General features: G+C 36.2%; 22 protein-coding genes. 21 read left to right on the top strand and 1 reads right to left on the bottom strand.

The genetic code is table 11. The features are described from left to right. Nucleotides 1-656: 656 nt before the first annotated feature. The 8 genes from ACWNMZ_RS00945 to tuaH are packed head-to-tail and all read left to right on the top strand — an operon-like array spanning nt 657 to nt 9,095. Nucleotides 657-1,316 carry a sugar transferase gene (locus ACWNMZ_RS00945; RefSeq protein ID WP_031535024.1) on the top strand — a complete coding sequence of 220 codons (660 nt, stop codon included), beginning with the start codon at nt 657-659 and terminating at the stop codon, nt 1,314-1,316. Then, the gene (tuaB, locus tag ACWNMZ_RS00940) at nt 1,317-2,759 is read left to right on the top strand and encodes a teichuronic acid biosynthesis protein TuaB (RefSeq protein WP_031535022.1); all 1,443 of its coding nucleotides are present in this window, start codon (nt 1,317-1,319) and stop codon (nt 2,757-2,759) included. A gap of 35 nt (nt 2,760-2,794) precedes the next feature. Next, nucleotides 2,795-4,024: a teichuronic acid biosynthesis protein TuaC gene (tuaC, locus tag ACWNMZ_RS00935; RefSeq protein ID WP_109767889.1), complete on the top strand. Its 1,230-nt coding sequence runs from the start codon at nt 2,795-2,797 to the stop codon at nt 4,022-4,024. Then, nucleotides 4,021-4,950 (top strand): NAD-dependent epimerase/dehydratase family protein, encoded by a 930-nt coding sequence (locus ACWNMZ_RS00930; RefSeq protein WP_031535018.1) that lies wholly within the window; start codon nt 4,021-4,023, stop codon nt 4,948-4,950. Before tuaC ends, ACWNMZ_RS00930 begins: the two co-directional genes overlap by 4 nt. A gap of 31 nt (nt 4,951-4,981) precedes the next feature. After that, nucleotides 4,982-6,421, top strand: a complete 1,440-nt coding sequence (gene tuaE / locus ACWNMZ_RS00925; protein WP_251627867.1) for a teichuronic acid biosynthesis protein TuaE — start codon at nt 4,982-4,984, stop codon at nt 6,419-6,421. Between the two features lie 29 nt (nt 6,422-6,450). Next, nucleotides 6,451-7,125 carry a hypothetical protein gene (locus ACWNMZ_RS00920; protein ID WP_251627866.1) on the top strand — a complete coding sequence of 225 codons (675 nt, stop codon included), beginning with the start codon at nt 6,451-6,453 and terminating at the stop codon, nt 7,123-7,125. A gap of 7 nt (nt 7,126-7,132) precedes the next feature. Further along, a complete protein-coding gene (tuaG, locus tag ACWNMZ_RS00915; protein ID WP_251627865.1) occupies nt 7,133-7,882 on the top strand; it encodes a teichuronic acid biosynthesis protein TuaG in 750 nt (249 codons plus the stop codon). Nucleotides 7,883-7,901: 19 nt separating this feature from the next. Further along, nucleotides 7,902-9,095, top strand: a complete 1,194-nt coding sequence (tuaH, locus tag ACWNMZ_RS00910) for a teichuronic acid biosynthesis protein TuaH (RefSeq protein WP_048718169.1) — start codon at nt 7,902-7,904, stop codon at nt 9,093-9,095. 354 nt (nt 9,096-9,449) lie between these two features. On the opposite strand, the gene ACWNMZ_RS00905 is transcribed toward tuaH, so the two are convergent. Continuing rightward, nucleotides 9,450-9,872, bottom strand: coding sequence for an Rrf2 family transcriptional regulator (locus ACWNMZ_RS00905; protein ID WP_235248452.1), 423 nt, complete (start codon nt 9,870-9,872; stop codon nt 9,450-9,452). A gap of 304 nt (nt 9,873-10,176) precedes the next feature. Between ACWNMZ_RS00905 and ACWNMZ_RS00900 the strand changes: the two genes are divergently transcribed. The 13 genes from ACWNMZ_RS00900 to ACWNMZ_RS00840 all read left to right on the top strand — a co-directional run bounded on the left by ACWNMZ_RS00900 (nt 10,177) and on the right by ACWNMZ_RS00840 (nt 24,494). Then, complete coding sequence (locus ACWNMZ_RS00900) at nt 10,177-11,565, top strand: protoporphyrinogen oxidase (RefSeq protein ID WP_251627864.1); 1,389 nt, start codon at nt 10,177-10,179, stop codon at nt 11,563-11,565. Between the two features lie 150 nt (nt 11,566-11,715). Beyond that, nucleotides 11,716-13,374 (top strand): histidine kinase N-terminal 7TM domain-containing diguanylate cyclase, encoded by a 1,659-nt coding sequence (locus ACWNMZ_RS00895; RefSeq protein WP_251627863.1) that lies wholly within the window; start codon nt 11,716-11,718, stop codon nt 13,372-13,374. A 350-nt stretch (nt 13,375-13,724) separates the two neighbouring features. Then, nucleotides 13,725-14,048 (top strand): DUF3870 domain-containing protein, encoded by a 324-nt coding sequence (locus ACWNMZ_RS00890; protein ID WP_031535002.1) that lies wholly within the window; start codon nt 13,725-13,727, stop codon nt 14,046-14,048. A 138-nt stretch (nt 14,049-14,186) separates the two neighbouring features. Further along, nucleotides 14,187-14,999 (top strand): M55 family metallopeptidase, encoded by an 813-nt coding sequence (locus ACWNMZ_RS00885; protein WP_031535000.1) that lies wholly within the window; start codon nt 14,187-14,189, stop codon nt 14,997-14,999. A 13-nt stretch (nt 15,000-15,012) separates the two neighbouring features. Then, nucleotides 15,013-15,942 carry an ABC transporter permease gene (locus tag ACWNMZ_RS00880; protein ID WP_031534998.1) on the top strand — a complete coding sequence of 310 codons (930 nt, stop codon included), beginning with the start codon at nt 15,013-15,015 and terminating at the stop codon, nt 15,940-15,942. 2 nt (nt 15,943-15,944) lie between these two features. Next, a complete protein-coding gene (locus ACWNMZ_RS00875) occupies nt 15,945-16,907 on the top strand; it encodes an ABC transporter permease (protein ID WP_031534996.1) in 963 nt (320 codons plus the stop codon). Next, on the top strand, nt 16,907-17,899 hold the full coding sequence (locus tag ACWNMZ_RS00870; protein ID WP_109767892.1) for an ABC transporter ATP-binding protein: 993 nt from the start codon (nt 16,907-16,909) through the stop codon (nt 17,897-17,899). Before ACWNMZ_RS00875 ends, ACWNMZ_RS00870 begins: the two co-directional genes overlap by 1 nt. Before the next feature lie 109 nt (nt 17,900-18,008). Beyond that, on the top strand, nt 18,009-19,622 hold the full coding sequence (locus ACWNMZ_RS00865; RefSeq protein ID WP_251627861.1) for a peptide ABC transporter substrate-binding protein: 1,614 nt from the start codon (nt 18,009-18,011) through the stop codon (nt 19,620-19,622). A gap of 74 nt (nt 19,623-19,696) precedes the next feature. Next, nucleotides 19,697-20,626 carry an LD-carboxypeptidase gene (locus tag ACWNMZ_RS00860; protein ID WP_396953870.1) on the top strand — a complete coding sequence of 310 codons (930 nt, stop codon included), beginning with the start codon at nt 19,697-19,699 and terminating at the stop codon, nt 20,624-20,626. A gap of 87 nt (nt 20,627-20,713) precedes the next feature. Further along, nucleotides 20,714-21,814, top strand: coding sequence for a mandelate racemase/muconate lactonizing enzyme family protein (locus tag ACWNMZ_RS00855; protein WP_109767894.1), 1,101 nt, complete (start codon nt 20,714-20,716; stop codon nt 21,812-21,814). Beyond that, nucleotides 21,811-22,728: a C40 family peptidase gene (locus ACWNMZ_RS00850; RefSeq protein WP_109767895.1), complete on the top strand. Its 918-nt coding sequence runs from the start codon at nt 21,811-21,813 to the stop codon at nt 22,726-22,728. Before ACWNMZ_RS00855 ends, ACWNMZ_RS00850 begins: the two co-directional genes overlap by 4 nt. A gap of 12 nt (nt 22,729-22,740) precedes the next feature. Then, nucleotides 22,741-23,700: an ABC transporter ATP-binding protein gene (locus tag ACWNMZ_RS00845; RefSeq protein ID WP_031534985.1), complete on the top strand. Its 960-nt coding sequence runs from the start codon at nt 22,741-22,743 to the stop codon at nt 23,698-23,700. Between the two features lie 11 nt (nt 23,701-23,711). After that, complete coding sequence (locus tag ACWNMZ_RS00840) at nt 23,712-24,494, top strand: serine hydrolase (RefSeq protein ID WP_235248441.1); 783 nt, start codon at nt 23,712-23,714, stop codon at nt 24,492-24,494. Nucleotides 24,495-24,657: the final 163 nt, after the last annotated feature.

Below are 24,657 nucleotides of genomic sequence, written 5' to 3'. Positions count from 1 at the left end.
TTGGAAAGGGACAGAGTGGGACTTCTGAGCCCGGGGAGTGAGAAAAATAGGAGGAGACGGTAATAGAGAAGCTTTATCTAAGCCCGGGAGCCAGAAAAACAGGAGAAGAAGGTAACAGAGAAGCGCTCTCTGAGTCTGGTAACAAGAAAAACAGGAAGAAAAGGTAACAGAGAGCCGTTCTCTGAGCCCATTAACAAGAAAAACAGGAAGAAAAGGTAACAGAGAGCCGTTCTCTGAGCCCATTAACAAGAAAAACAGGAAGAAAAGGTAACAGAGAAGCGTTCTCTGAGCCCATTAACAAGAAAAACAGGAAGAGAAGGTAACAGAGAAGCGTTCTCTGAGCCCATAAGCAAGAAAAACAGGAAGAGAAGGTAACAGAGAAGCGTTCTCTGAGCCCGTAAACAAGAAAAACAGCAAGGGACCGTAACAGACAGAATTAGCTTCCTCTGCAAAAGACTACCACACAAAATATACAGTCAAATTCCATTAATGGATCACCACCTCATTCCATAAAAATCATCCATGTATATCGAAAAATAACTGGAAATTTACAATCATTTACCATTCTTTAAAATAGATTCAACGATTTATTAACAAAAGAACCATATACTAAATTTGTAAATAGCCCAGATAGATAAAACTTTGAGGTGAAAAAAATGCAGGCTAACAGGAGTATCCATATTTTAAAAGAGATATCAATTGTACAAGCAAATAAACTTACGTCATCAAAAAAAGTTTCCTCTTATCCATTTTTTAAAAGAATGATGGATCTCTTTATAGCAAGTATAGGTATTGTGATTTCACTCCCATTCATTCTATTGTTTGCTATTCTTATTCGAGTAGATTCCCCAGGTTCACCCTTCTATATTCAAAAAAGGGTCGGAAAGAATGGGAAATGCTTTCGTTTAATTAAATTGCGCTCGATGAGAAATGATGCAGAAAAAGATGGCGAAAAATGGGCGGAAGTAAATGATCCAAGAATTACAAAAGTCGGGACCTTTATAAGAAAAACGCGAATTGATGAATTACCCCAACTATTTTCAGTATTAAAAGGCGATATGTCCATAATTGGACCAAGACCAGAAAGACCGTCTTTTACAGCGAAATTTAGTGAAGAGATTGATGGGTTTTCCAATAGGCTTCTTGTGAAACCTGGGTTGACAGGTCTTGCACAAGTGAATGGCGGATATGATATTTCGCCAGAGGAAAAGCTCAAGTACGATCTTCAATATATTAATAATGTGACGTTTACTTTAGAGATGATCATTTTGTTAAAAACAATAAAGGTTGTCTTAACAGGAGAAGGTGCTAGGTAATTGGACTCCATTAAAAGCAAAATTAACAGTGGAGCAAAATGGACTAGTATAGCGACGTTAGTCATTACTCTATTACAGATGGGGCAGTTTGTAATACTAGGTAATGCAATGAGTGCAAGGGAATTTGGCATGATAGGCATGTTGACAACCATCATTATTTTTGCACAGATTTTTGTCGAACTTGGACTAGGGGCAGCTGTTATTCAAAAGCATCATGCAACAAATAGACAGTTGTCCACTTTATTTTGGATCAATATTCTTTTGGGGATTTTAATCTGTATTGTTATGCAGGCTGCTAGTCCTATTATTGCAGATTACTTTCAAACAAACGAGCTAGAGGGAAAAATACGCCTGTTATCTATTGTTTTCTTGATTGCTCCAATCGGCCAGCAATCCCAGTATCTAATGCAGCGCGACTTATCCTTTCAGCTATTAGGAAAAATAGAGACGATAGCAACTATTTTAAGCTTTGGGCTCTTAATTGGTTTGATTGTTTTCACGAAACAAGACCCAATAAATGCGTATGTAATATCGCAGATTTGTCTCTATTCCTTGAAAGGAGTTCTTTTTTTTATTTGTTATCTTCCAAAGTGGAAACCAAGCTTTGTTTTAGATATGAAAGACTGTAAAGAATTCTTTTCTTTTGGGATATATCAGCTTTTATCTCGTCTCGTAAATCGTCTAGGTAGCAATGTAGATATGATTTTAATTGGGAGATTTATTGGAATGGAGGCATTAGGAATATATAGCTTGGTCTATCAAATAGTGACCATTCCTGTTCTTAAATTAAATCCCATCATAACAAGAGTTGCATTTCCAGTGTTTTCGAAAGATAAAAATAATAATCAGACATTAGAAACTGGTTATCTGTACATGACCAAATTATTGGCGCTTGTTTCTTTTCCGCTGCTACTCGGGCTTTATTCTGTTGCAGATATAGTTATTCCTCTATTTTTTGGTAAGCAATGGGGAGAAGCCATTCCAATTTTGCAAATTATGATTATTGTCGGGATCCTAAGAGTCCTTATGAACCCAAATGGCAGCATCATTTTAGCCAAGGGAAAGGCGAATATTTCATTTTATTGGGATTCAGGAGTATTAGTTTGCTACAGTTTAGCATTGCTAGCAGCAGTTCAAAGTGAGCAGCTGGAAATGGTGGCATGGACATATGTAGCTGTAAGCATACTGAATTTTATAGGTGGAAGAATTTTATTAACTAGAATGATTGGCCTTCAACTAAAAAGATATATCAAAGTGTTGCTGTTGCCATTTATTCTTGCAGGAGTAAGTAGTGTGATCGCATTTGTATTGAAAAATCAAATGATTTCGCTCCACAATAATTTGGTTTGGACGCTAATATGGTCTGTGTTGATAAGTGGGATCAGCTACTTCTTGTTATTCCTTGTAACAAAAAAGCTAGAGCTTAGAGGAGAGTATCAATAATCGCAGATAAACCTATAGAAAGAGGGTTACGTATCATGAAGGTATTGTGGATAACCAGTGTTTACCCAAGTGAGGAGAACCCTGGAATTGGAGTGTTTCATGAAACACAGGTAAGAGCACTAACTTCTTTAGGAGTAGAAGTAACGGTTATTAATCCTATTCCCTTAAATACATCCATTATTAGAGTATGGAAGAAAAAGTATCGAAAAAAGAATCTCCCCTATTTAGAAAAGCGGAATGGCGTGAAGGTATACAGACCAGTGTATAGAGCAACTCCGGGTCAACTTCGCTGGTTTCAGCCGGACAAACGGATTGCAAGAAGTATTCTTAACACCTTGAAGAAAGAAAATCTCCATTTCGATTTTATCCATGCTCATTTTGCAATGCCCTCTGGAGGTGCTGCCAGAATAATTGCTGCTGAATGTCAGAAGCCATGGCTTTTAACACTGCATGGAAGTGATGTTCATATTTATCCTTCTTTCAGTCGAAGCGCAGAACGGATTTTTCAAAAAACGGTTAAATCTGCAGATGAAGTAATCGCCGTAGGGAAGCACCTTGCGATAGCAGCAGAGCGAAAAACAGGTAGGGAATGTACCCCGTTGCCAATAGGGATTGATTTAACGACATTCAAGATAACGGACGCCTCGATATGGAAAGCAAAGCGTAAAGGGGAGTTAACATTACCGAAGAGTAAAAAAATCATTCTGTATATTGGACGCCTGGTGAAAGAAAAGGGGATTTTTGAATTAGCAAACGCATTGCCTTTTCTTCCAGCAGAATATGTAGTTGTTTATGTGGGCGATGGACCGGAAAAGAAAAGGCTACAAAGGCAGGAAATGTACAATGAACGATTGTTTTTAGTGGGGCAAATTCCTAATGATAAAGTGCGAGAATATATACTTGCAAGCGATATTTTTATTTTACCGTCCTATTCGGAGGGGGTGCCAACCGTTGTAATAGAGGCGATGGCTTTAAAAATCCCAATTATTTGTACGAATGTAGGTGGGATACCAGATTTATTTGGTAAATATTCTAATCTATTAATCCAACCTAAATCGGTACAAGATATCGTAACAAGAGTAAAAGAGTTAATGGCTAATCCAATTTTCTATGAAGAGGTAATAGAAGAATTATCCAGGCACGTCCATGCAAATTACTCTGTAGTTGATAATGCTAAAAAACTAATAGAGAAATATGAAGGATTAACAAATAAGTCGACAAATTCTACTTATGAAATAAATCACATTTGGGAGGAAGCAAAATGACCAAGGTTCTAGTTACAGGTGGAGCAGGTTTTATTGGATCACATATTGTAGAAGCTCTATTAGAAGAAGGATATGAAGTAGTCGTTATCGATAATTTTTCATCAGGGAAGTTTGATCATATTAAAGATTTGCCTGTTAAAATTTGTCCCTTTGATATAACCGATCCAAGAGTAATCGATGTTATTGTCGACTTACATCCTTCCTTTATTATTCACCAGGCTGCCCAAGTAAGTGTGGCAGAATCGGTTCATGATATATTGCATGATGAAAATGTAAATGTAAAAGGATCTTTGCATGTGATTCAAGCAGCTATTCGTGCCTCTGTGGAGAAAATATTATTTGCTTCCTCTGCAGCTGTATACGGAAACCCTATGGCGCTTCCTGTTACGATAGATCATCCAACCTTACCAGAATCACCTTACGGATTGACTAAATTAACTGTCGAAAAATATCTAAAGCTAGCACATAAATTTTATGGCTTATCCTATGGGATTCTAAGATATAGCAATGTTTTTGGACCAAGGCAGGATGGCAAAGGAGAAGGCGGAGTTATTTCTATTTTTGCTGATCGTATTCTTGAAAATGAGACGCCGATCATTTACGGTTCTGGAGAACAGACTCGAGACTTTATCTTTGTAAAAGATGTAGCATATGCAAATGTACTGGCATTAAAGCAACAAGAAAATGTTTGTTTAAATATTTCCTCAAATAATCGAATTTCTATCAATCAGCTTTGGGAAAAGATGGGGAAAATTAGCGGTTTTTCCTTTAATCCAATATATAAAGCAGAAAGAGCTGGAGATATTTTACATAGCATTCTTTGTAATGAGGAGACAATGGCACAATTGGAATGGATGCCTCGAACCAATTTAGAAAATGGATTGAGAGAAACCCTTTTCTCATCAAAAAAAGTTTTACAAAAGTAAGCGTAGAATAGGGAGGAAGGATTGTAGAAGTTTGGGAAATAATCGTACAGTAAGCAAAACAATAGGATTTACAGTCTTATTTATCGGTTGTCTTACCGTTTTATATGTGACAACGATGTATAAATTAACCTGGATACTTCCTATTGTAAGCATATGGATTTCTATACAATTAGGCGTTTATTTAAAATCAGTCATGACACTTGACCAATTATTCCGAAAGGTTATGTATGCCTTGCTGCTTTCTACCTTTTTGAACCAGTCTGTCATTAGTGTAAATGTCGGTGCCTTTTCTCTTTTTTTGTACAGAATATTGCTATTATTGGCAATTATTTTGTACGTGTGCACTGCTTTATACGATAAAAGGTTGGTGGTGGACTTTACTCGTAGTGGTCTATCATTTATTTGGTTGTTTTTTGGTGGGTGGATACTTTATGGAATGATATCTGTTCTTTGGTCCATCTCCATTATTGCATCCATTAAATATCTGTCCTTATTGATGATGGGGATAGCATTCGTTTATTTAGCAAGTATGACATTTAAAACAAGGCAGCAATTGAAGTTCTTTTTGGCGGGCTGGCTTGGAATGACTGTTTTATTAGTGGGAATAGGTTTTGTAAATTATTTCTTCTCGATTCAATTGCCAAGTTCAGGGTTGTATGGAGCTTCCATTCATAAACTATCCTATCCTACAGCTGTTTTTTTTAATCAGAATGATTTTGCTGTTTATCTGGGAATTTCCTTTTTCTTCTTCTTAGCTGTTGCAAAAAATGCTAAAAAAACCATGCTGAAAGGATCAACATTTCTTCTAAGTGTAATGGTACTTATTCTTCTATATTTAACGGAATCACGTGCTGCCATGCTTGCGGTAATAGGAGGAGGATTAGTCTATCTATTCTTATTGATACCGAAAAGGTGGAAAAAGTTAATGCTGCTAACTCTTTTTGGATTATTTGTATTAGGGAGTCTCTTGTTTGCAAACAGAGGGATTGCCAAAGTTCATTTACTTATGGACTCAGCAGGAGAATATGGATTCGATGAAGTGCTGCCATCAAACCTGGCAAGAATCAATCTTTTAAGGAACACCTTCTATTATTTACTAGATTCATATGGATTTGGTATCGGAGCGGGAAATATTCCTTATTATTTGGAGCATGAAAGCTACTTTCCAACTGGAAATGTCTATCAAGTGCATAATTGGTTTGCAGAAATTGCTGGGAATTTTGGTTTAGTCATTCTGCTTGGTTATTTATTTGTGTGGATCTATACATTTATAAGATTCTATCGAATCTATCAAAGGAGTAATAGCAGGACAGATAAAATGCTGTTAGAAGCATCCATGATTGGAATGGTCTCTTTCCTCATTTCTAGTATTAGTCCAAGTTCAGTGATGAATTTATATTTCCATTGGGTGTTTCTAGGGTTTATTTTATCTACATTGTCTGTTTATAAAAATAGAAAGCTAGAATCTTAACTTTCATAGCGGAAAGGGAGAGTTCGTGCGTGAAGTTCGGTTTATCACTTATTACAGCTAGATTAAAAAGATATATTTTGTTCTTATTAATACTCAGCATCCTTCTCGGAGCAATTGGATGGTTCGCACCAGCAGGGAAAGAAATTACAGATGTAAAAGCAGAGGCAACGATTTTACTTGGAAATTATGAAAATGAGTATTTGAATAATAGTGAAGTAATCGCGTCCTTATTAAGAAATGAAACGACTTTTAAAGAATATTTACCAGATGTGGAAATCGATAGGGAGCATCTCCTTATTTCTACTGATACACCTAAAAAAATAAGCTTTGCCTTGACTGCATCAAATGAACAAGAAGCATTGAATTCGTTATCAGAATTAGTAACTGCTTTTTTAGAAATGGATCAGCGCTATTATCAAGAAAAGGATGAAATTATTTCAGAAAGCATTAATCAGCTTCAGGAAAAGACCGTTTCAGAAGACTTGGTAGTAGATCAAGAGCGATTTTTATACGAGCTAAAAACGAAACAGTTAACACTTCAGCCAGCGATGCTAGTGAAGGATGTTATGGCAATTAAGGCAGATAACAGAGTAGTTTCTCAACAAGATCGGGCGCTTTTAGGAGTTATGATTGGAATCATGCTCAGTTGTTTATGGATAATCTATCCGGTGTTTATAAAATCTGAAACGGATTTAAAGAGGTGAATGTAGAATGGCTCCATCTGTATCCATTATTATGCCTTCATATAATTGTAAAGAATATATATCTTATAGCATCGAATCAGTCAGAGAACAAACTTACACGGATTGGGAACTATTAATTGTTGATGATTATTCAACGGACGGAACGGTCGATTTATTAAAGGAATGGGAAAAGGGAGATGGACGCATTCGTATTTTTTACCAGACGGTGAATGAAGGAGCTGCTGTTGCCAGAAACATAGCACTAGCTCATGCCCGTGGAAGATACATCGCTTTTTTAGACAGTGATGATAGATGGAAAAAAGACAAGCTTGAAGCACAGTTAGCTTATATGATGGATAACAAATATGCTTTTACCTTTACTGCCTATGAGTGGATTGATCAAAAAGGAGAGTATTTAAATAAATATATTCGTGCTCCTAAGCGAGTTGACTATCAAACGATGCTAAAAAATACAATTGTCGGTTGCCTTACTGTATTAATTGATCGTGACCAAGTGGGAGATTTCCGTATGCCTAATATCCGTACTCGGCAAGACTTGGCAACCTGGCTAATGATTTTAAAAAGAGGATTCCGTGCGTTTGGCTTAAATGAAATACTAGCAGAATACAGGGTGGGAAATGAATCTATCTCCAAAAACAAATGGAAGGCAGCAAAAAATAATTGGCATGTGTATCGCCAAATAGAGCAGTTGAATTTCTTGCAGTCGTCTTGGTATTTTTCTCATTATGCCTATAATGCTATCCGGAAAAGACTGTAAAAGGTAAGGAGATATTAAAATGAGAACAATCCATGTTATTGTGGCGACTGGTATTTGGAATCTAGATCATTTAACATACCGTAGACATCGATTTGCAGAGTTCCTACAAAAACAGCAAGATACAGAGGAAGTAATTTGGCTTTGTCCAGGGCAAAAGCAAATGCCGGAAGTAACGAAATTAGAAAATGGCATTTATCAATGGATAATTGGTGATTTGGGAAATCATAAAATACAACGATTCGCTCGATTTATTCCCTGTTTTTATCAAAAGAAGCTTCGCAGCTTGAGCAACTATTTAGCAGAGAAGAAAGGGCGGTACTTGGTGAAATTATGGTATACTTACCCAGCATTGCCGACCCTCTATAAGATATATGATTGGGATCAGATCGTTTATGATTGTAGTGATCTATGGGCAGAACAGTTAAGTGGAAAATTTTCTATTCTTGCCTATTTAAAACAAAGAGTCATTTTGAAAAGTGAACAAAGAATTGTAGAGAAAGCGAGTTATATTACTTGTACTTCTAGTTTTTTAAAAGAGGAATTAATCAACCGAATGCCTGTCTATCACAACAAAATTTACACGTTTGAAAATGGTGTGGAATATGGGCTTTTTCAAAAACAGGCGAAAAATGTTCCTCTAATAGATAAAGAGCAACTAACGATTGGGTATATTGGAGGAATCAAGCCAAAGCTTGATTTTAATCTTATTCAGCAAATAGCACAAAGAAGGAAGGATTGGCGGATATTATTGGTGGGACCTGATGGCACTAATTCTAGCCAAGAATTTATGCAATTATTGGAGGAGTCAAATGTTCATTGGGCTGGAAGTGTACCGAGAGAGCAGGTTTCGGAATATATGCATACATTAGACATTGGGATAATGCCATATAAGGATACCCAATACAATAAAGCTATTTTTCCATTAAAGCTGTTTGAGTTTCTTGCTGCTGGAAAGCCAGTGATAGGGATGAACCTCCCCTCAACAAAGGAATATGTAGAAGAAGGTGTTTATGAACTTCTGCAGGGTGGGCTGGAAGTGGATACATATATTCAAGCATGTGACAAGATGATGAACATAGCTAGAAATCAAGAGTGGGAAAAAAGAAGAAAGCAAATTGCTAAGACAAAAGATTGGGAGACGATTTTCCAAGAAATTATTCATATAAATAAAGATAGAGAGAGTCTGGGTCAAAACAAAATAACTAATCTTTAAAGACGAACAATTTCTAATGTAGTCTTAAATAAAGCTACTTCCTCATGATGGTTATCTATGTTTTCAAATAAAATTATGCGTAAAAACTAAGTCGTTCCATTGCGCTACAGACGCACGATGCGCCGGGGAGGAATGAGCCTCCTCGCATGCGCTGTGTGGGGTCTAAAGCGTCTCTATTTCCCGCAGGAGTCGAGCGTCCTCCGCTCCATTTCACTTCGTTTTTAAACTTTTTTCCAACTGATAAACACGAATTTTTATGTATATTAAGTATATAAAAGTTCGTGTTTATTTTTAGTTGAAATACTTATGTTCCAGCCTCTTCTTTGTGTTCTATTTTAAAATATTCAATTGATGTTATATCTTACTGTATAAATCCATTTCTTCCATTACATCCAGTAAGGTAATTTGTGTTAATTCCTTTTCCATTGATTTCTGGATAGTAGAAAAAGTCTTCTCTAGTGTAGGATAAATTTTACAGCCGATTGGACAATCGTGATTTGGGTGATCGTGTAGCGCAAACCATTCACTTTTTGATTGAACAGCTAAATAAATGTCCAAAAGAGAGATGTCAGCAGGAGATTTTAATAGAATAGCCCCTGAAATTCCTGCTCTACTCGTTAATATTCCACCTTTTTTCAAAAGACCACACATTCTTCTTATCACTACAGGGTTTGTATTAACACTTTCTGCAATAGAATCAGAGGTTATTTGTTCATAAGGTTTCGAGGCAATTAAAGATAGGATATGGATAGCAACAGATAGTCGACTGTTAGCCATATAGATAGACACCACCGATCAAATTTTTTGTCATTCATCAGGAATACGTTATAATTGTTGCGTTGTAAAAAAAGAATAGTGATTCTTTCAATAAGCGCTTACATTTCGTGGTTAACATTATTATACAATGGATTTTACTACCATATGCAGTTAAATTTCTGCTAAATTGTGAACAAATAGACACAAAAAATATGTTGATAAATAGAAAGAAAATGGTAAACCTGTTTTATAATAAAAACAGCTAAGAAATCGTAGAGAAAACAAGTTTTTAGATATTGTCATTAGTAAATGAGGTGTAGGAATTGTGAAAACAGTTTTAGTCGTTGGTGGTGGAATAACGGGGTTAACTGCCATGTATTATTTACAAAAACAAAACAGGAAAAGAAACTTAGGGCTCCGTTTAGTGCTAGTAGAATCAAATGAATATCTTGGTGGGAAAATTCATACCGTAAAAAAAGATGATTTTATTATGGAAACTGGAGCGGATTCTATTGTCGCGCGGAATAAAAATGTTCTCCCCTATGTAAAGGAACTGAACTTAGAAGAGGAACTTGTTTTTAATGCAACAGGAACATCCTATATTCATACTCAAAATAAGTTGTTAGAAATTCCTAAGGATTCTATATTCGGCATTCCGATGACGCTAGAAGCACTTTTTACAAGTGAGCTTCTATCTACGCGAGGGAAGATAGAGGCTTTAAAGGATCTTTTTCGAACAAATATATGCTTTACGAAAGAATCGTCTATTGGTGAGTTTTTAGAGTATTATCTCGGAAAAGAAATTGTGGAAAAACAGATTGCACCAGTTCTTGCAGGTGTATATTCAGGTAATATTTATTCGTTAACAATGGGATCTACCTTACCTTATCTATTGGATTATAAAGAAAAGTATGGGAGCATTATCCGTGGCCTTGGAAGGAATAAAGAAACATTTCAGTCTGCTGCGGATAAGAAATTTATCTCTTTTAAAAAAGGGTTATCTACTATTATTAATCGATTGGAAGAAGTACTAACAGATGTAACGATTTTAAAGGGAATTGCAGTTACTGGCATGAAAAAAATAGATGATCAATATGAAATTAAGTTATCAAATGGGGAACAGCAAATAGTGGATACTGTAGTGTTATCGACACCTCAAGATATAACGCAAAGAATTTTGAACAAGGAAGAGTTAAACACGATATTCGGCAAATTAAAGAATTCATCGAATATTACCTTGTATTTATCCTATGATATACCAGATGAAGAGCTGCCTAAAGACGGAACGGGATTTATTGTTGCAGAAGATAGTGATATTGTTTGTAATGCATGTACGTGGACAAGCAGAAAGTGGAAACATACATCAAAGAATAATCAGCTATTATTGCGGCTTTTTTATAAAAAAACGAATCCGGCCTTTGCACGATTGAATAGTCTGACAGAAGAAGAGCTGATAAAAGAGGCAAAAAAGGATATTGAGAAGAGTTTAGGAATTACCTCGAATCCAAAAAGCTATGAAGTGACAAAGTGGGATAATGCGATGCCGGTTTACTCTTTAGATCATAAGCAAGCGGTAGAAGCACTTACTCAAAACTTAGCTGACTTATATCCAAATGTGTATCTTGCAGGATGTTCATACTTCGGGGTAGGGATTGCTGCATGTATGGCAAATGGGGAAGAAATAGCGGTGAAATTATTAAATTCAATAGAATAGCCAAAAAAAGCAGAGCTGTTTCACGATGGAAAGGTTCTGTTTTTTTCTGTGTAACCTATAAATCTGGTGGTTATTATACTTTCATTAATAGCAAAATAGAGTTTTTTTTGTTCTTATCTAGTATCAACTTTTAACAAGAATTATAATAGAATGAAAGAATATAAAGAATTGAGGGCCCAAAATGAAAATGAGACAGATGATCACGGTACTACAGGAGTAAATTTAATGGATCATACAGTAATGATATATATTGTTTTCATAACAATGTCTGGTGCATTGCATGTCATATTAGGAATTATTGCCTATATGAATAGACATGCGTTTGAGGGAATGAGGACCTTTTTATGGTTTTCATGTTTTATAGCTATTTATGCATTTGGATATGCATTAAGTCTTGCGAGTACAACGATAGAAGGAATGAAGTTTTGGACAGCCATTCAGTATTTAGGGATGCCGTTTTCAGCACCTGCTACCTTAATTCTTGTTTTGCAGTATATTGGCTATGATCGACATTTGAATAAAAAGACGTATTTTTTCTATTATTTAATACCGGCGATATCCTTTTTACTACTTGCGACAAATGATTTTCACCATTTATTCTACCAATCTGTCTATTTAGAATATCGCAATGCAACTCCTATTATGCAAATCACAATAGGGCAATGGTATTTAATACATGGAGCATACACATTCGGTACGCTTGCGATTGCTTTTGTATTACTAGCAATCTATTGGTTTAGAAAGAAATCTAGACAAACGAAACAAGTGATCATTCTGTTAATAGGAGTCTTTGTTCCGATTGCTGCTGCTTTTTCGTATTTAATAGGAATTACTCCTGGTGGTCTTGATCCTGTTCCAGTTGCCATGCTATTTTCTAGTTCTCTTTATTTATACTCCATCATATCCACAAAGTTTTTATTGGTTCCGCCCATCGAAAAGGATTATATATTTGAAAGCATGGGAGATGCTGTTCTTGTATTAGATCAAACCTATCACATTAAAGATTTTAATAAGGCAGCCTTTCCTATATTTTCACATGTAAAAATAGGGGAGCATATAGCAGCTGTATTAGGAGTGGATAATCAAATCCTTCCCTTATTGAAAAATGTCCATACAGAATCAATAATACTGGAAGTAGAGATGAGTAATAATTCTATAAAAGAATATTATCAAGCAAAGATATCCCCAATAAAAAGAGGGGAGTCGACGATTGTTGGCACTACTATTATTTTTACTAATATTACCGAGCAAAAAATGGAACAGATGAATTTAACGAAACTGGCATACACGGATGGATTAACGCAAATATATAATCGGGCGTATGTTCTATCTATAGCTGAAAAGATGTTTGCCTCACATGAAAAGATGGCTGTTGTTTTGTTTGATATTGACCATTTTAAGAAAATAAATGATACATATGGTCATTTTGGAGGAGATGAAGGGCTGAAGCATGTTGCATCTTTAAGTAGAAATGTTATACCAGAAAGTGGCGTATTCGGCAGATACGGTGGAGAAGAGTTTATTCTCTTTTTATTTGGGAAAGAAGCAGAAGCAGCCAGTACCATTTCTAGTAAGTTGAGAAGATTAATTGCAGAAACTCCCTTCCATTATGATGATATAGTGATTAATATTACTGCAAGCTTTGGTGTTGCGTTAAAGGAAAATTGTACAGCACTTCCCCTTTTGATTAAGGAAGCAGATGAAGCACTATATGCTTCCAAAAAAGAAGGGAGAAATACTGTTTGTGTCGCAATGGATGGAGAATATATTAAATTATCTTCTGAGATAATTGCAGGAAAATACGGATAATAGAAGGTTTAGGGCACATATTTCTACTTGTAGGACGTGTGTTTAATATAAAATTACTACTTATGTCATCTTTTCTTACGTTATTTGTTAAAATATTTAGAAAATACTTAAAAATATATTGCGTAAAAAAGGGTGGTGTATTACAATTTTTTATATAATCTAAATCTATCTTTTATAGTCAGAAAAGATTCTAACTATTTTGTGAAATGATAGGAAGAAAAGTATGTTAGTAGTCTTTTGCCAATCAAGGCAACCGCGCTTTTCTTAAGACATATGCATTGCTTCGAATGTTTATGATTTTCTCATAGATATCTCATGCAATATCCAGATGTTTGTAGGAGGAGTATCACATGTATCATGCTAATACCGTTTATATTATTGGAGAAAGTAAAACATCCTCTAATAATGCAATTATGCAGCAATACAATGGTTTTTTTATCGCATTGGTTGTGGATAGAGTTTCGCATACAATTGTGGATGCTGAATGTTCTTCAACTATTAATATTACCTCTTCCTTTATTAAGTCTATCGTTGTTGGAAAATCGATGTTAGATACAGACACTGTCTTAAAGGAAGTAGAAAGTCGTTATTTTGGATCTTCTCAAAAGGCAGTTATGGTTGCTTTTAAGAATGCCCATATTAAATATAAACAACTATTAAAAGAATTGGTATAAAACTGCTTTTTCTGTTATACGCAGAGGAAATCCAGTTGATAGAGACTTTATTTCTCTATTGGCTGGATTTTTTATTTTGTACGAATAAAGAGGGCTAATAAGAAAATAGGGGAGGTTTTTCTATTGGGGAAAATTTATATGTCTGTTGATATGGAAGGAATAACAGGATTAATTGATCACACACAGGTTGATTCAACTAAGTTAAATTACGAAAGAAGCCGGATTCTAATGACGGATGAGGCGAACTATGTTGTAACAAGCTTGTTTGACCAGGGCGTAGAAGAAGTAGTTGTGAATGATAGTCATAGTAAAATGAATAATTTATTGGTAGAAAGATTTCATCCGAAAACAAAGATAATAACAGGAGATGTCAAGCCGTACTCAATGGTACAGGGCCTTGATGCTACATATGATGGGGCAATCTTTGTTGGCTATCATGCACGAGCTTCCGTTCCTGGTGTTATGACACATAGCATGATCTTTGGAGTTCGTAATATGTACATAGATGATGTGGTAGTTGGCGAATTAGGGTTTAATGCCTATGTCGCAGGGTATTATGGAGTCCCCATTCTTCTTGTTGCAGGGGATGATCAAGCTGCAAAAGAAGCAGAGAAGCTTATTCCCAATGTAACAACAGCAATTGTGAAAAATAGTATTTCAAGATCAGCAGCTTTGAGCTTAACACCGGCTCAGGCAGGAGAATTATTGAAGGAAAAGACAAAGGAAGCACTAGAAAGAAAACATTTAATAAAGCCGCTAGTACCACCAACAAGTCCTTTACTCCGAATTGAGTTTGCTAATTATGGACAAGCAGAATGGGCCCATCTAATGCCAGGAACCGAAATAGAACCAGGTACTACAATAGTTCGGTTTCAAGCAAAAAGCATTTTAGAAGCTTATCAAGCCATGCTAGTTATGACTGAACTTGCGATGAGAACAACATTTTGTTAGGTGGTGAGGAGTGATGAAATCTTATTATATAAAGCGGTTTGTCTCGATGCTCGTAACTCTATGGGTTATTATTACGATTACTTTCTTCTTAATGCATTTCACACCAGGTTCTCCATTTAATGATGAAAGAACGACAAATGAGGCTATTCAGAAAAACTTAGAGGAGCAATATCATCTAGATAAACCTCTAATTGTCCAATATGGAATGTATTTAAAACAAATCGCTACCTTTGATTTTGGCATTTCGATAAAAAAATCATCTCAAACAGTGAATGAAATGATTGGAAGAGGATTTCCTGTTTCCTTTGAGCTCGGTATGGTTGCCTTAGTAGTTGCTGTCATTTCGGGGATAACACTTGGGGTAATTGCTTCCCTTAAACATAACGGGGTCATTGACTATATAGCGATGACAATAGCAGTAATAGGCATATCCATTCCTAACTTTGTTTTAGCAACCATGCTTATTCAACAGTTTGCTGTAAATTGGAAGATACTCCCGACAGCAACTTGGTCAAGCTGGAAGCATATGATTTTACCGACGATTGCACTTGCGACAAGTCCAACTGCCATTATTGCGCGATTAACAAGAACAAGCATGCTAGAGGTGTTAACACAGGATTATATAAAAACGGCAAAGGCGAAGGGGCTATCTCCATTCAAAATCATTGTAAAACACGCACTGCGCAATGCTCTTTTGCCAGTTGTGACATTATTAGGTGCTTTAGCAGCTAGTATTTTAACAGGAACATTCGTGATTGAAAAAATATTTGCGATACCTGGTATGGGAAAATACTTTGTAGATAGTATCAATAACCGTGATTACCCTGTCATTATGGGAACTACTATTTTTTACAGTACCATTTTGATTATCATGCTATTCCTCGTTGATTTAGCATATGGCATATTGGATCCTCGAATAAAACTTCAGAAGAAGGAGGGATAGCAATGGGTTTACCTCAGGAAACATTGTACGAAGAGAAGGAAGATATTGCTCTTGACGAATGGTTTGTGCCAATAGAGAAAAAGAAAGGAGAAGCAGAAGCGGTTGTTCGACCAAGTCTATCCTATTGGCAGGAAGCATGGCGAAATCTTGGGAAGAATAAATTAGCGTTGGGAGCATTAATTTTCTTAATTCTACTAATTATCATGGCTATTATAGGACCGATTCTTTCTCCCCATTCGATCTCAGAGCAAAAACTAATTAATCAAAATCAGCCACCATCTTCTGAATATTGGTTTGGGACAGATAGTTTAGGCAGAGATGTGTTTTCTAGAACTTGGTATGGAGCAAGAATATCGATATTTGTTGGGATTGCTGCTGCTGTCATTGATTTTTTGATAGGGGTAGCTTATGGAGGTCTATCGGGGTACAAGGGTGGCAGGGTAGATCATATCTTGATGAGAATAGTAGAAGTATTATATGGACTACCTTATCTATTAATTGTTATTTTAATGTCTGTAGTGATGGGGCCAGGATTAGGTTCCATTATTATCGCACTATCTATTACAGGATGGGTTGGGATGGCGCGTATCGTAAGAGGGCAAGTTCTGCAAATAAAAAACTATGAGTTTATCTTAGCATCGAAAACGTTTGGAGCAAAAACTTACAGAATAATTAGAAAAAACTTACTTCCCAATACTATGGGGCCAATTATTGTTCAGATGACTTTAACCGTTCCTTCCGCGATATTTGCGGAAGCATTCTTAAGCTTTTTAGGGCTTGGTATTCAAGCTCCTTTAACAAGTTGGGGGGTAATGGCAGATGAAGGACTATCTGCTATTTTAACAGGTCATTGGTGGAGACTATTTTTCCCAACATTATTTATTTCACTTACGATGTTTGCTTTTAATGTGTTGGGTGATGGACTCCAGGATGCATTAGATCCAAAGTTAAGGGGTGGGAAATAATGGGGAGTCTGTTAGAAGTTAATAATTTACATGTTTCTTTCGCTTCATATGGAGGAGAGGTACAAGCTGTCAGAGGAGTGAATTTTTCATTAAAAAAAGGGGAAACATTAGCAATTGTCGGCGAATCTGGTTGTGGAAAAAGTGTAACTTCCCAAACGATTATGCGATTAATCCCCAGTCCGCCGGGAAAAATCAAGGATGGTTCTATTTTATATAAAGGGAAAGATTTAACAAAGTTGAGAGAGGAAGAAATGAGAGGAATTCGAGGTTCTTCTATCTCCATGATCTTTCAAGATCCAATGACTGCCTTAAATCCTACGTTAACAATTGGTGATCAGATTATGGAAGGGATTAAGCAGCATAAGCAAATCTCAAAAGTGGAAGCAAAGAGTAAAGCTATTGAAATGCTTGAATTAGTTGGAATCCCTAATCCAGAAATGCGATTAAAACAATATCCCCATCAATTTAGTGGAGGGATGAGACAGAGAATTGTTATCGCGATGGCATTGATTTGCGAGCCAGAGATTTTGATTGCAGATGAGCCGACAACTGCTTTAGATGTAACCATTCAAGCGCAGATTTTGGACCTATTTAGAGAGATTCAGCAAAAAAGAGATGTATCGATCATTTTAATTACACATGATTTAGGCGTAGTTGCACAAGTAGCTGACCGTGTGGCAGTTATGTATGCTGGAAAAATAGTGGAGATGGGTAATAGACGAGACATTTTCTATTCTCCCCAGCATCCTTATACAAGAGGTCTATTAAACTCTGTACCTAGATTGGACCAAGAAGGAGAACTAGTACCGATAGACGGAACACCACCAGACTTATTTTCACCGCCAGAAGGATGTTCTTTTACTGCTAGATGCCCCTATGCTATGGAAGTTTGCAAGCGGGTGTATCCATTAGAAAGTAATTTGAACAATCACCATCAAATCAACTGCTGGCTCCAGGATGAGCGAGCAAAACGCATATTGCACACAATCTAATGATGTAAAAAGAAACTGTTTTTTAGCAGTGTAAGTTTATGCTATTTTTTGACTTTAAGGAAAAGTCATTTTATAGATTGCTAGATGAAAACGATGTGGGGGGAATACGATGAAAAAGATATGGATAAGTTTTTTGGCTATGGTTGTAATTTTTTCTCTTGCTGCATGTACAGCAAATAGTGATGCAGGGAAGGAAGAGTCATCTGGGGAGACGAAAGAAAAGATATTATATTTAAATAATGGACAAGAGCCTAGTTCTTTCGATCCGCCGATTGGTTTTGATAGTGTTTCCTGGACAGCTTTAAATAATTTAATGGAGGGCTTAACCCGATTGGATAACAACCATGAGCCTCAAGCTGCCATTGCTGAAAATTGGGATGTATCAGAAGATGGGAAAGTATATACTTTCCACTTAAGGGAGAATGCAAATTGGTCTAATGGAGATCCGGTTACTGCTGGGGATTTTGAATTTGCATGGAAGCGATTGTTAAATCCAGATACGAAATCGCCAGCTGCCTTTCTTGGTTATTTCATTGAGGGAGGAGAAGCATATGCAAACGGAGAGGGCTCAGCGGATGATGTAAAAGTTAAAGCGATTGATGAAAAGACGTTTGAGGTTATGTTAACAAGCCCACAGGCCTATTTCTTAAATGTCATCACCAATCCTGCCTTTTTCCCGATTAATGAAAAGGTAGCAACGGAGAATCCAGAATGGTTTTCAGAGGCAGATTCATTTGTAGGAAATGGTCCGTTTAAATTAACAAGATGGGAGCATGACAGCTATTTTGAAATGGAGAAAAACGAAACGTATTGGGATGCTGATACGGTTAAACTTAATAAAATACATTGGGCAATGGTAGATGATTCTAATACTGAATATCAAATGTTCCAAAATGGAGAATTGGATACTTCTGATGTTCCAGCAGAATTAAGTGAGCAATTATTTAATGAAGGAAAAGTAAAAGTAGAAGACCAGGCAGGAACATACTTCTATCGATTTAATGTAACAAAAGAACCTTTCACAAATAAAAATATCCGTAAAGCCTTTGCTTTAGCAGTTGATCAACAGCAAATTGTCGATTATGTAACAAAAAATCAGGAGAAACCTGCATATGGTTTTGTTTCTTATGGATACTTGGACAATAACGGAAATGATTTTCGTGAAACGAGTGGAGATTTAATAAAAACAGATGTAGAAGAAGCAAAGAAATTACTTGAACAAGGAATGAAGGAAGAAGGCTATAAAACATTACCAGAAGTGACGCTCACCTATAGCACAAATGATACACATAAGGCAATAGCGGAAGCTCTACAAGCAATGTTTAAGGATAATCTTGGGGTAGATGTAAAGCTTGCAAATATGGAATCAAGTGTCTTTACTCAAGAACAAACAGCATTGAAGCTGCAATTATCCAGAAGTTCCTTCCTAGCAGACTATGGTGATCCAATTAACTTTTTGGAAAACTTCCAAACAGGTTTAGCAATGAATAGAACGGGTTGGTCAAATGCTGAATATGATCAATTAATTAAAGATGCTAAGAGTGAATCTGATGAAGCAACACGTTATGAATTAATGTATAAAGCAGAAAAGTTATTGCTTGATGAGGCACCAATTTTCCCAATTCATTTCTATAACTATGTGTATTTACAAAATGATAGTGTGACGGGAATTGTTCGTCATCCAGTTGGATATCTTGAGTTAAAATGGGCAGATAAAAAATAAATGGAGGGGAGAAGGGATGAACGGAAGGCATCCCTTTTTTCCTTAAAGCATTCAAAAAACGAAACGAGAAAGGGATTAAAAAAGTGATAAAGCCGGAACGTTTAAAAAAAGGAGATACTGTTGCAGTAATCGCCCCAGCAAGTCCGCCATCGCCCAACTTTTTAAGGGAAGGTATTAGCTATCTGGAAGAGGAATTAGGTTTAAAAGTTAAAGTTGGACAACATGTTTACGACCATTACGGTTATTTAGCAGGAGAAGATGAATTTAGATTAATAGATTTAGAAAATGCATTTTTAGATAAAGAAGTAAAAGGAATTTTCTGTGCATGTGGAGGATATGGAACAGCAAGGTTGGCAAGTAAGATTAACTATTCAATAATTTCTCAAAATCCAAAAATATTTTGGGGTTATAGTGATATAACTTTTTTGCATACAGCTATCTCTAATAGCACTGGATTGGTTACTTTTCATGGTCCAATGCTTTCTTCTGATATTGGGAAGGAAGACTGTCATCCTTTATCGAAAGACCTATTCCAACAATTATTTGAACCAAAGGAAATGCTATATACCGAAGAATACTCACCGCTAGAGGTTTTAGTGGAAGGGAAGGCATCTGGAAGGATAACAGGAGGAAATCTTTCCCTTATCACAAGTTCAATTGGTACTCCTTTTGAAATAAATACAAAATCGAATATCTTATTGATAGAAGATATAAATGAAGAACCGCGCTCTGTAGATCGGATGCTTAATCAATTACTGCAAGCTGGGAAGCTAACCGATGCTGCCGGAATCGTTATCGGTGACTTCCATCAATGTCATTCTAAAAGAGATAAATCACTTGCATTAGAAGAAGTGATGGATCACTACATTCAAAAAGCTGGGAAACCAGCGATGAAGGGATTTAAAATAGGACATTGCTCTCCTCAAGTGTCAATCCCGCTAGGTGTGAATGCGGAAATAAACACGAATGAGAAAGTATTAATGATTGATAGTGGGGTGGAATAACGATAGAAGGAGATTGAAAGTTTTAGAACGAGTCAATAATTAATTAACACCATAAAACTAGAATTTTTTTAATAAGGATGGTACATAGTGAAGATAACAAGAATTGAAACATTCCGTGTCGCAGTTCCGTTAATCAAGCCTTTTAAGACTGCATTACGAACCGTAACTATTGCAGATTCTGTATATGTAAAAATTACATGTGAAAACGGAATTGTTGGTTGGGGAGAAGCACCACCGACTTTAGTGATAACTGGAGACAGCCTGAAAAGCATTGAAGCGTCTATTCATGAAGTGTTCAAACCATATTTATTGAGTAAAAGTGTTTTGCAACTCGAATTATTACTTCAAGGAATCCATCAAATACTTGTAGGAAATGTAAGTGCAAAAGCAGCAATTGATATGGCGCTTTATGATTGTTTTTCTCAATATTGTAAACTGCCGCTTTATCAATTATTAGGTGGATATAATAATACATTGGAAACAGATTATACAGTAAGTGTTAATGATCCGATTGAAATGGGAGAAGACGCAGCAAGCTATGTTAAGCAAGGGTTTACTGTATTAAAGATTAAAGTTGGAAAAGATGAAATTCAAACGGATATTAATAGAATGATAGAAATTAGACGAAGAGTAGGGAAGGAAATTAAATTAAGATTGGATGCTAATCAAGGCTGGAGCCCGAAAGAAGCAGTAACAGCAATACGAAAAATGGAGGATTTAGGACTAAACATCGAATTAGTTGAGCAGCCGGTTAAAGCAGCGGATATACAAGGACTGAAGAAAGTAACCGATTCAGTAGATACTTTAATTATGGCTGATGAAGCTGTATTTACTCCGAATCAAGCCTTTGAGGTGCTAAAAACACGTAGTGCTGATTTGATTAATATTAAATTAATGAAATCGGGAGGGATCTACCGAGCTCAGATTATTAACCATCTGGCTGAAGTCTCTGGAGTAGAATGTATGGTCGGAAGTATGATTGAAACGAAATTAGGAATTACGGCAGCTGCACATTTTGCAGCAAGTAAAAAGAATATAACTCGTTATGATTTTGATGCACCACTGATGTTGGCTGAGGATATAGTGGGTGGAGGTATTCAATATAACGGAAGAAGCATCACTCTATCTGATCAATTTGGCTTAGGAATAAATCATATTCTTGGACAAGAAAAGGAGAATGTGGGATGAGTAAATATGATGTGAAAATAGTGGATGTTCCTGTTGCTACCCTTTGGACAAGTGAAGACTCGGCAAGGGAAATTGATTGTATGGCAATTGATAATCCATGTGATATGAAGAACTGGATAGATAGCCTTGATTATGAAAAAGGACTGGAGCTTTGTACCGGGAACTTAGTACAATCACAAGTATTGTATGGCCAAGAGGTATATGTCTTGGCAGAAAAAGAGGACTGGATGTTTGTTGCATTGCCCAATCAAGCGACTAAAAAAAATCAGCTAGGTTATCCGGGGTGGATACCGAAAAAACAATTAGTAGAAAAAGGGATTTACTCTTTACAAAGTGGACCGATTGCAGTTATTGAAGCATCTACAACAGATTTATGTGATGTCAATAAAGATGCTGTATTGCAATTAGCCTTCCAAACGAGGCTTCCACTAAAAAATCAAGAAGGGGAATGGGTACAAGTGACTACACCTACTGGAGAAGGGTGGATTAAAGCGGAGGATGTATCCAGTTATTCCTCCTCTCAAGATGTCCGTAAAGGAACGGGGAAGGATATAGTAAAGCAAGGAGAACGATTTTTGGGTCTTGATTATTTATGGGGTGGCATGAGTTCTTATGGTTATGATTGCTCAGGTTTCAGTTACTCCATGTGTTTAGCAAATGGTTATGTGATACCAAGAGATGCAAGTGAGCAGGCAGAGGCAGGGAAAAATGTTCCTTTAGATGAAATAGAGCCAGGAGATTTATTATTTTTTGCTTACGAGGAAGGGAAAGGAAAGATTCACCATGTAGGTATCTATTATGGAGAAAATAAATTGCTTCATTCTCCTAAGACAGGAAAAACAATCGAAATTATTCCTTTAAAAAATACAAACTATGAAAAAGAATTATGTATAGCAAGAAGATATTGGGAATAAGGAGAGAATGATATGGCACAGCAAGTTCTATTGAAGGTAGATAATCTATCAAAATATTTTGAATTAGAAAAAAATACGACATTACAAGCTGTATCAAATGTCTCCTTTCAAATTAAAAAAGGAGAAACATTTGGCATTGTTGGTGAATCAGGCTGTGGAAAATCGACATTGGGTAGGACGATTATTGGACTGTATAAAGCTTCAAATGGACAGATTCTGTATAATGATACCAATATGGAGAACATTTCTGAAAAGGATACTTTTTCGTTTCGTCGCAAAATGCAAATGATTTTTCAGGACCCTTATGCTTCGTTAAATCCTCGTTCTACTGTGCGAGAGATTTTGGCAGAACCTTTGGAAATTCATGGAGTGTATCATACAAAGGAAGAAAAAAATGCAAGGATAGATGAGTTATTGGAAAGTGTTGGTCTAAATAGAGAACATGGTAATCGATTTCCACATGAATTTAGTGGGGGGCAAAGACAAAGAATTGGCATAGCAAGAGCTTTGGCGTTAGAGCCTGAATTTATTATTGCTGACGAGCCGATTTCTGCATTAGATGTTTCTGTTCAAGCTCAAGTAGTAAATCTATTAAAACGATTACAAAGAGAAAAACAATTAACCTATCTATTTATAGCCCATGATTTATCGATGGTAAAGCAAATTAGTGATCGAATTGGCGTCATGTATTTAGGGAATTTAGTAGAATTAACAGATAGTAAAGAGTTGTATTCGAATCCACTTCATCCATATACACAGGCGCTCCTTTCTGCTATTCCGATTCCAGATCCTGATATAGAAGACAAAAGGGAACGAATCATCTTAAAAGGGGAGATACCAAGTCCGGTAAACCCACCAAGTGGTTGTGTTTTTCGAACGCGCTGTCCTCATGCAATGGATATTTGTGCCAATGATAAGCCAACTTGGCAGCAACGAGAAAATGGTCATTTTGTAGCATGTCATCTTTATTAGGAGATAGCAGAATGGATATAGAGAGATTAAGCAAAAGTATAAACAAAATTGCACAGGAGCATAGGGGACAAGGTCATTTAGGGATAGCTATTGAGTGGAAGGGACAATTTTTTTTTCTAAACGAAAGGGATGTCTTTCCAAGTGCTAGTCTAATTAAATTACCAATTATGATAGAAGGATTTATGCAAAGCCTAAGTGGAACCTTAGAGTTGGACGAGTTAATAAGAGTTGATAATATTCGGAAAGCAGGAGGAGCGGGTATCGTTCAATACATCTCCCCACAAAGCTATTTATCAATCGGTGATTTACTTACTTCGATGATTATTGTTTCAGATAATATGGCAACCAACTATTTGATTGAACGACTTGGACTGGAAAGTATTAATAGCAGATGCCAACAGCTTGGAATGTCCAATACAGTTCTTCAACGAAAAATGATGGATCAACAAGCAAGAGAAAGAAAATTGGATAACTATACTTCCCCTCTAGACATTATTCGGTGTTTAAAGGCTATTCAGAACGATAAGAATCAAAGTGCTAAGAGAATCCTAAGCAATCAGCAACTTCTTGATAAACTGCCCTATTATCTTGGAGAGAATCGCTCTATTAGGATTGCCAATAAAACAGGAGAGTTAGATAAGGTCGAACACGATTGTGCTATTATCGAGTACGAGGATGAAATTATCTATGTTGCGGTTTTAACAGATCAATTACCAACTAATCAAAAAGGAAAAGAGATCATCCAATTAATTGGGGCCAGTATTTTTGAATGTATATCCGACAAAAAAGTCTGAACTTGTTAAGCAGGCTTTTTTGTATGAATGAAATCATCTAAAGCTACAAGAAATAAATCTTGTTAAATTTGTTTAAATAGTCTTGAATGAAAGCTTTGTTCAAATTATAATAAATAATGAAAATCATTATCATTTAGTATTTCATTTATATGTAGGGAATAAA

This window comes from Niallia sp. Marseille-Q9988 (genome assembly GCF_976954375.1).
Note: the sequence above shows the minus strand (reverse complement) of the source record. Positions and strands in the feature narration are given on the sequence as shown.

Bases quoted from the DNA above. Each gene is read 5' to 3' on its own strand.
- ACWNMZ_RS00945 (WP_031535024.1), top strand. From the start codon at position 657: ATGCAGGCTAACAGGAGTATCCATATTTTAAAAGAGATATCAATTGTA.
- tuaC (WP_109767889.1), top strand. From the start codon at position 2,795: ATGAAGGTATTGTGGATAACCAGTGTTTACCCAAGTGAGGAGAACCCT.
- ACWNMZ_RS00930 (WP_031535018.1), top strand. From the start codon at position 4,021: ATGACCAAGGTTCTAGTTACAGGTGGAGCAGGTTTTATTGGATCACAT.
- tuaG (WP_251627865.1), top strand. From the start codon at position 7,133: ATGGCTCCATCTGTATCCATTATTATGCCTTCATATAATTGTAAAGAA.
- tuaH (WP_048718169.1), top strand. From the start codon at position 7,902: ATGAGAACAATCCATGTTATTGTGGCGACTGGTATTTGGAATCTAGAT.
- ACWNMZ_RS00905 (WP_235248452.1), bottom strand. From the start codon at position 9,872: ATGGCTAACAGTCGACTATCTGTTGCTATCCATATCCTATCTTTAATT.
- ACWNMZ_RS00895 (WP_251627863.1), top strand. From the start codon at position 11,716: ATGAAAGAATATAAAGAATTGAGGGCCCAAAATGAAAATGAGACAGAT.
- ACWNMZ_RS00890 (WP_031535002.1), top strand. From the start codon at position 13,725: ATGTATCATGCTAATACCGTTTATATTATTGGAGAAAGTAAAACATCC.
- ACWNMZ_RS00885 (WP_031535000.1), top strand. From the start codon at position 14,187: ATGTCTGTTGATATGGAAGGAATAACAGGATTAATTGATCACACACAG.
- ACWNMZ_RS00880 (WP_031534998.1), top strand. From the start codon at position 15,013: ATGAAATCTTATTATATAAAGCGGTTTGTCTCGATGCTCGTAACTCTA.
- ACWNMZ_RS00875 (WP_031534996.1), top strand. From the start codon at position 15,945: ATGGGTTTACCTCAGGAAACATTGTACGAAGAGAAGGAAGATATTGCT.
- ACWNMZ_RS00870 (WP_109767892.1), top strand. From the start codon at position 16,907: ATGGGGAGTCTGTTAGAAGTTAATAATTTACATGTTTCTTTCGCTTCA.
- ACWNMZ_RS00865 (WP_251627861.1), top strand. From the start codon at position 18,009: ATGAAAAAGATATGGATAAGTTTTTTGGCTATGGTTGTAATTTTTTCT.
- ACWNMZ_RS00850 (WP_109767895.1), top strand. From the start codon at position 21,811: ATGAGTAAATATGATGTGAAAATAGTGGATGTTCCTGTTGCTACCCTT.
- ACWNMZ_RS00845 (WP_031534985.1), top strand. From the start codon at position 22,741: ATGGCACAGCAAGTTCTATTGAAGGTAGATAATCTATCAAAATATTTT.
- ACWNMZ_RS00840 (WP_235248441.1), top strand. From the start codon at position 23,712: ATGGATATAGAGAGATTAAGCAAAAGTATAAACAAAATTGCACAGGAG.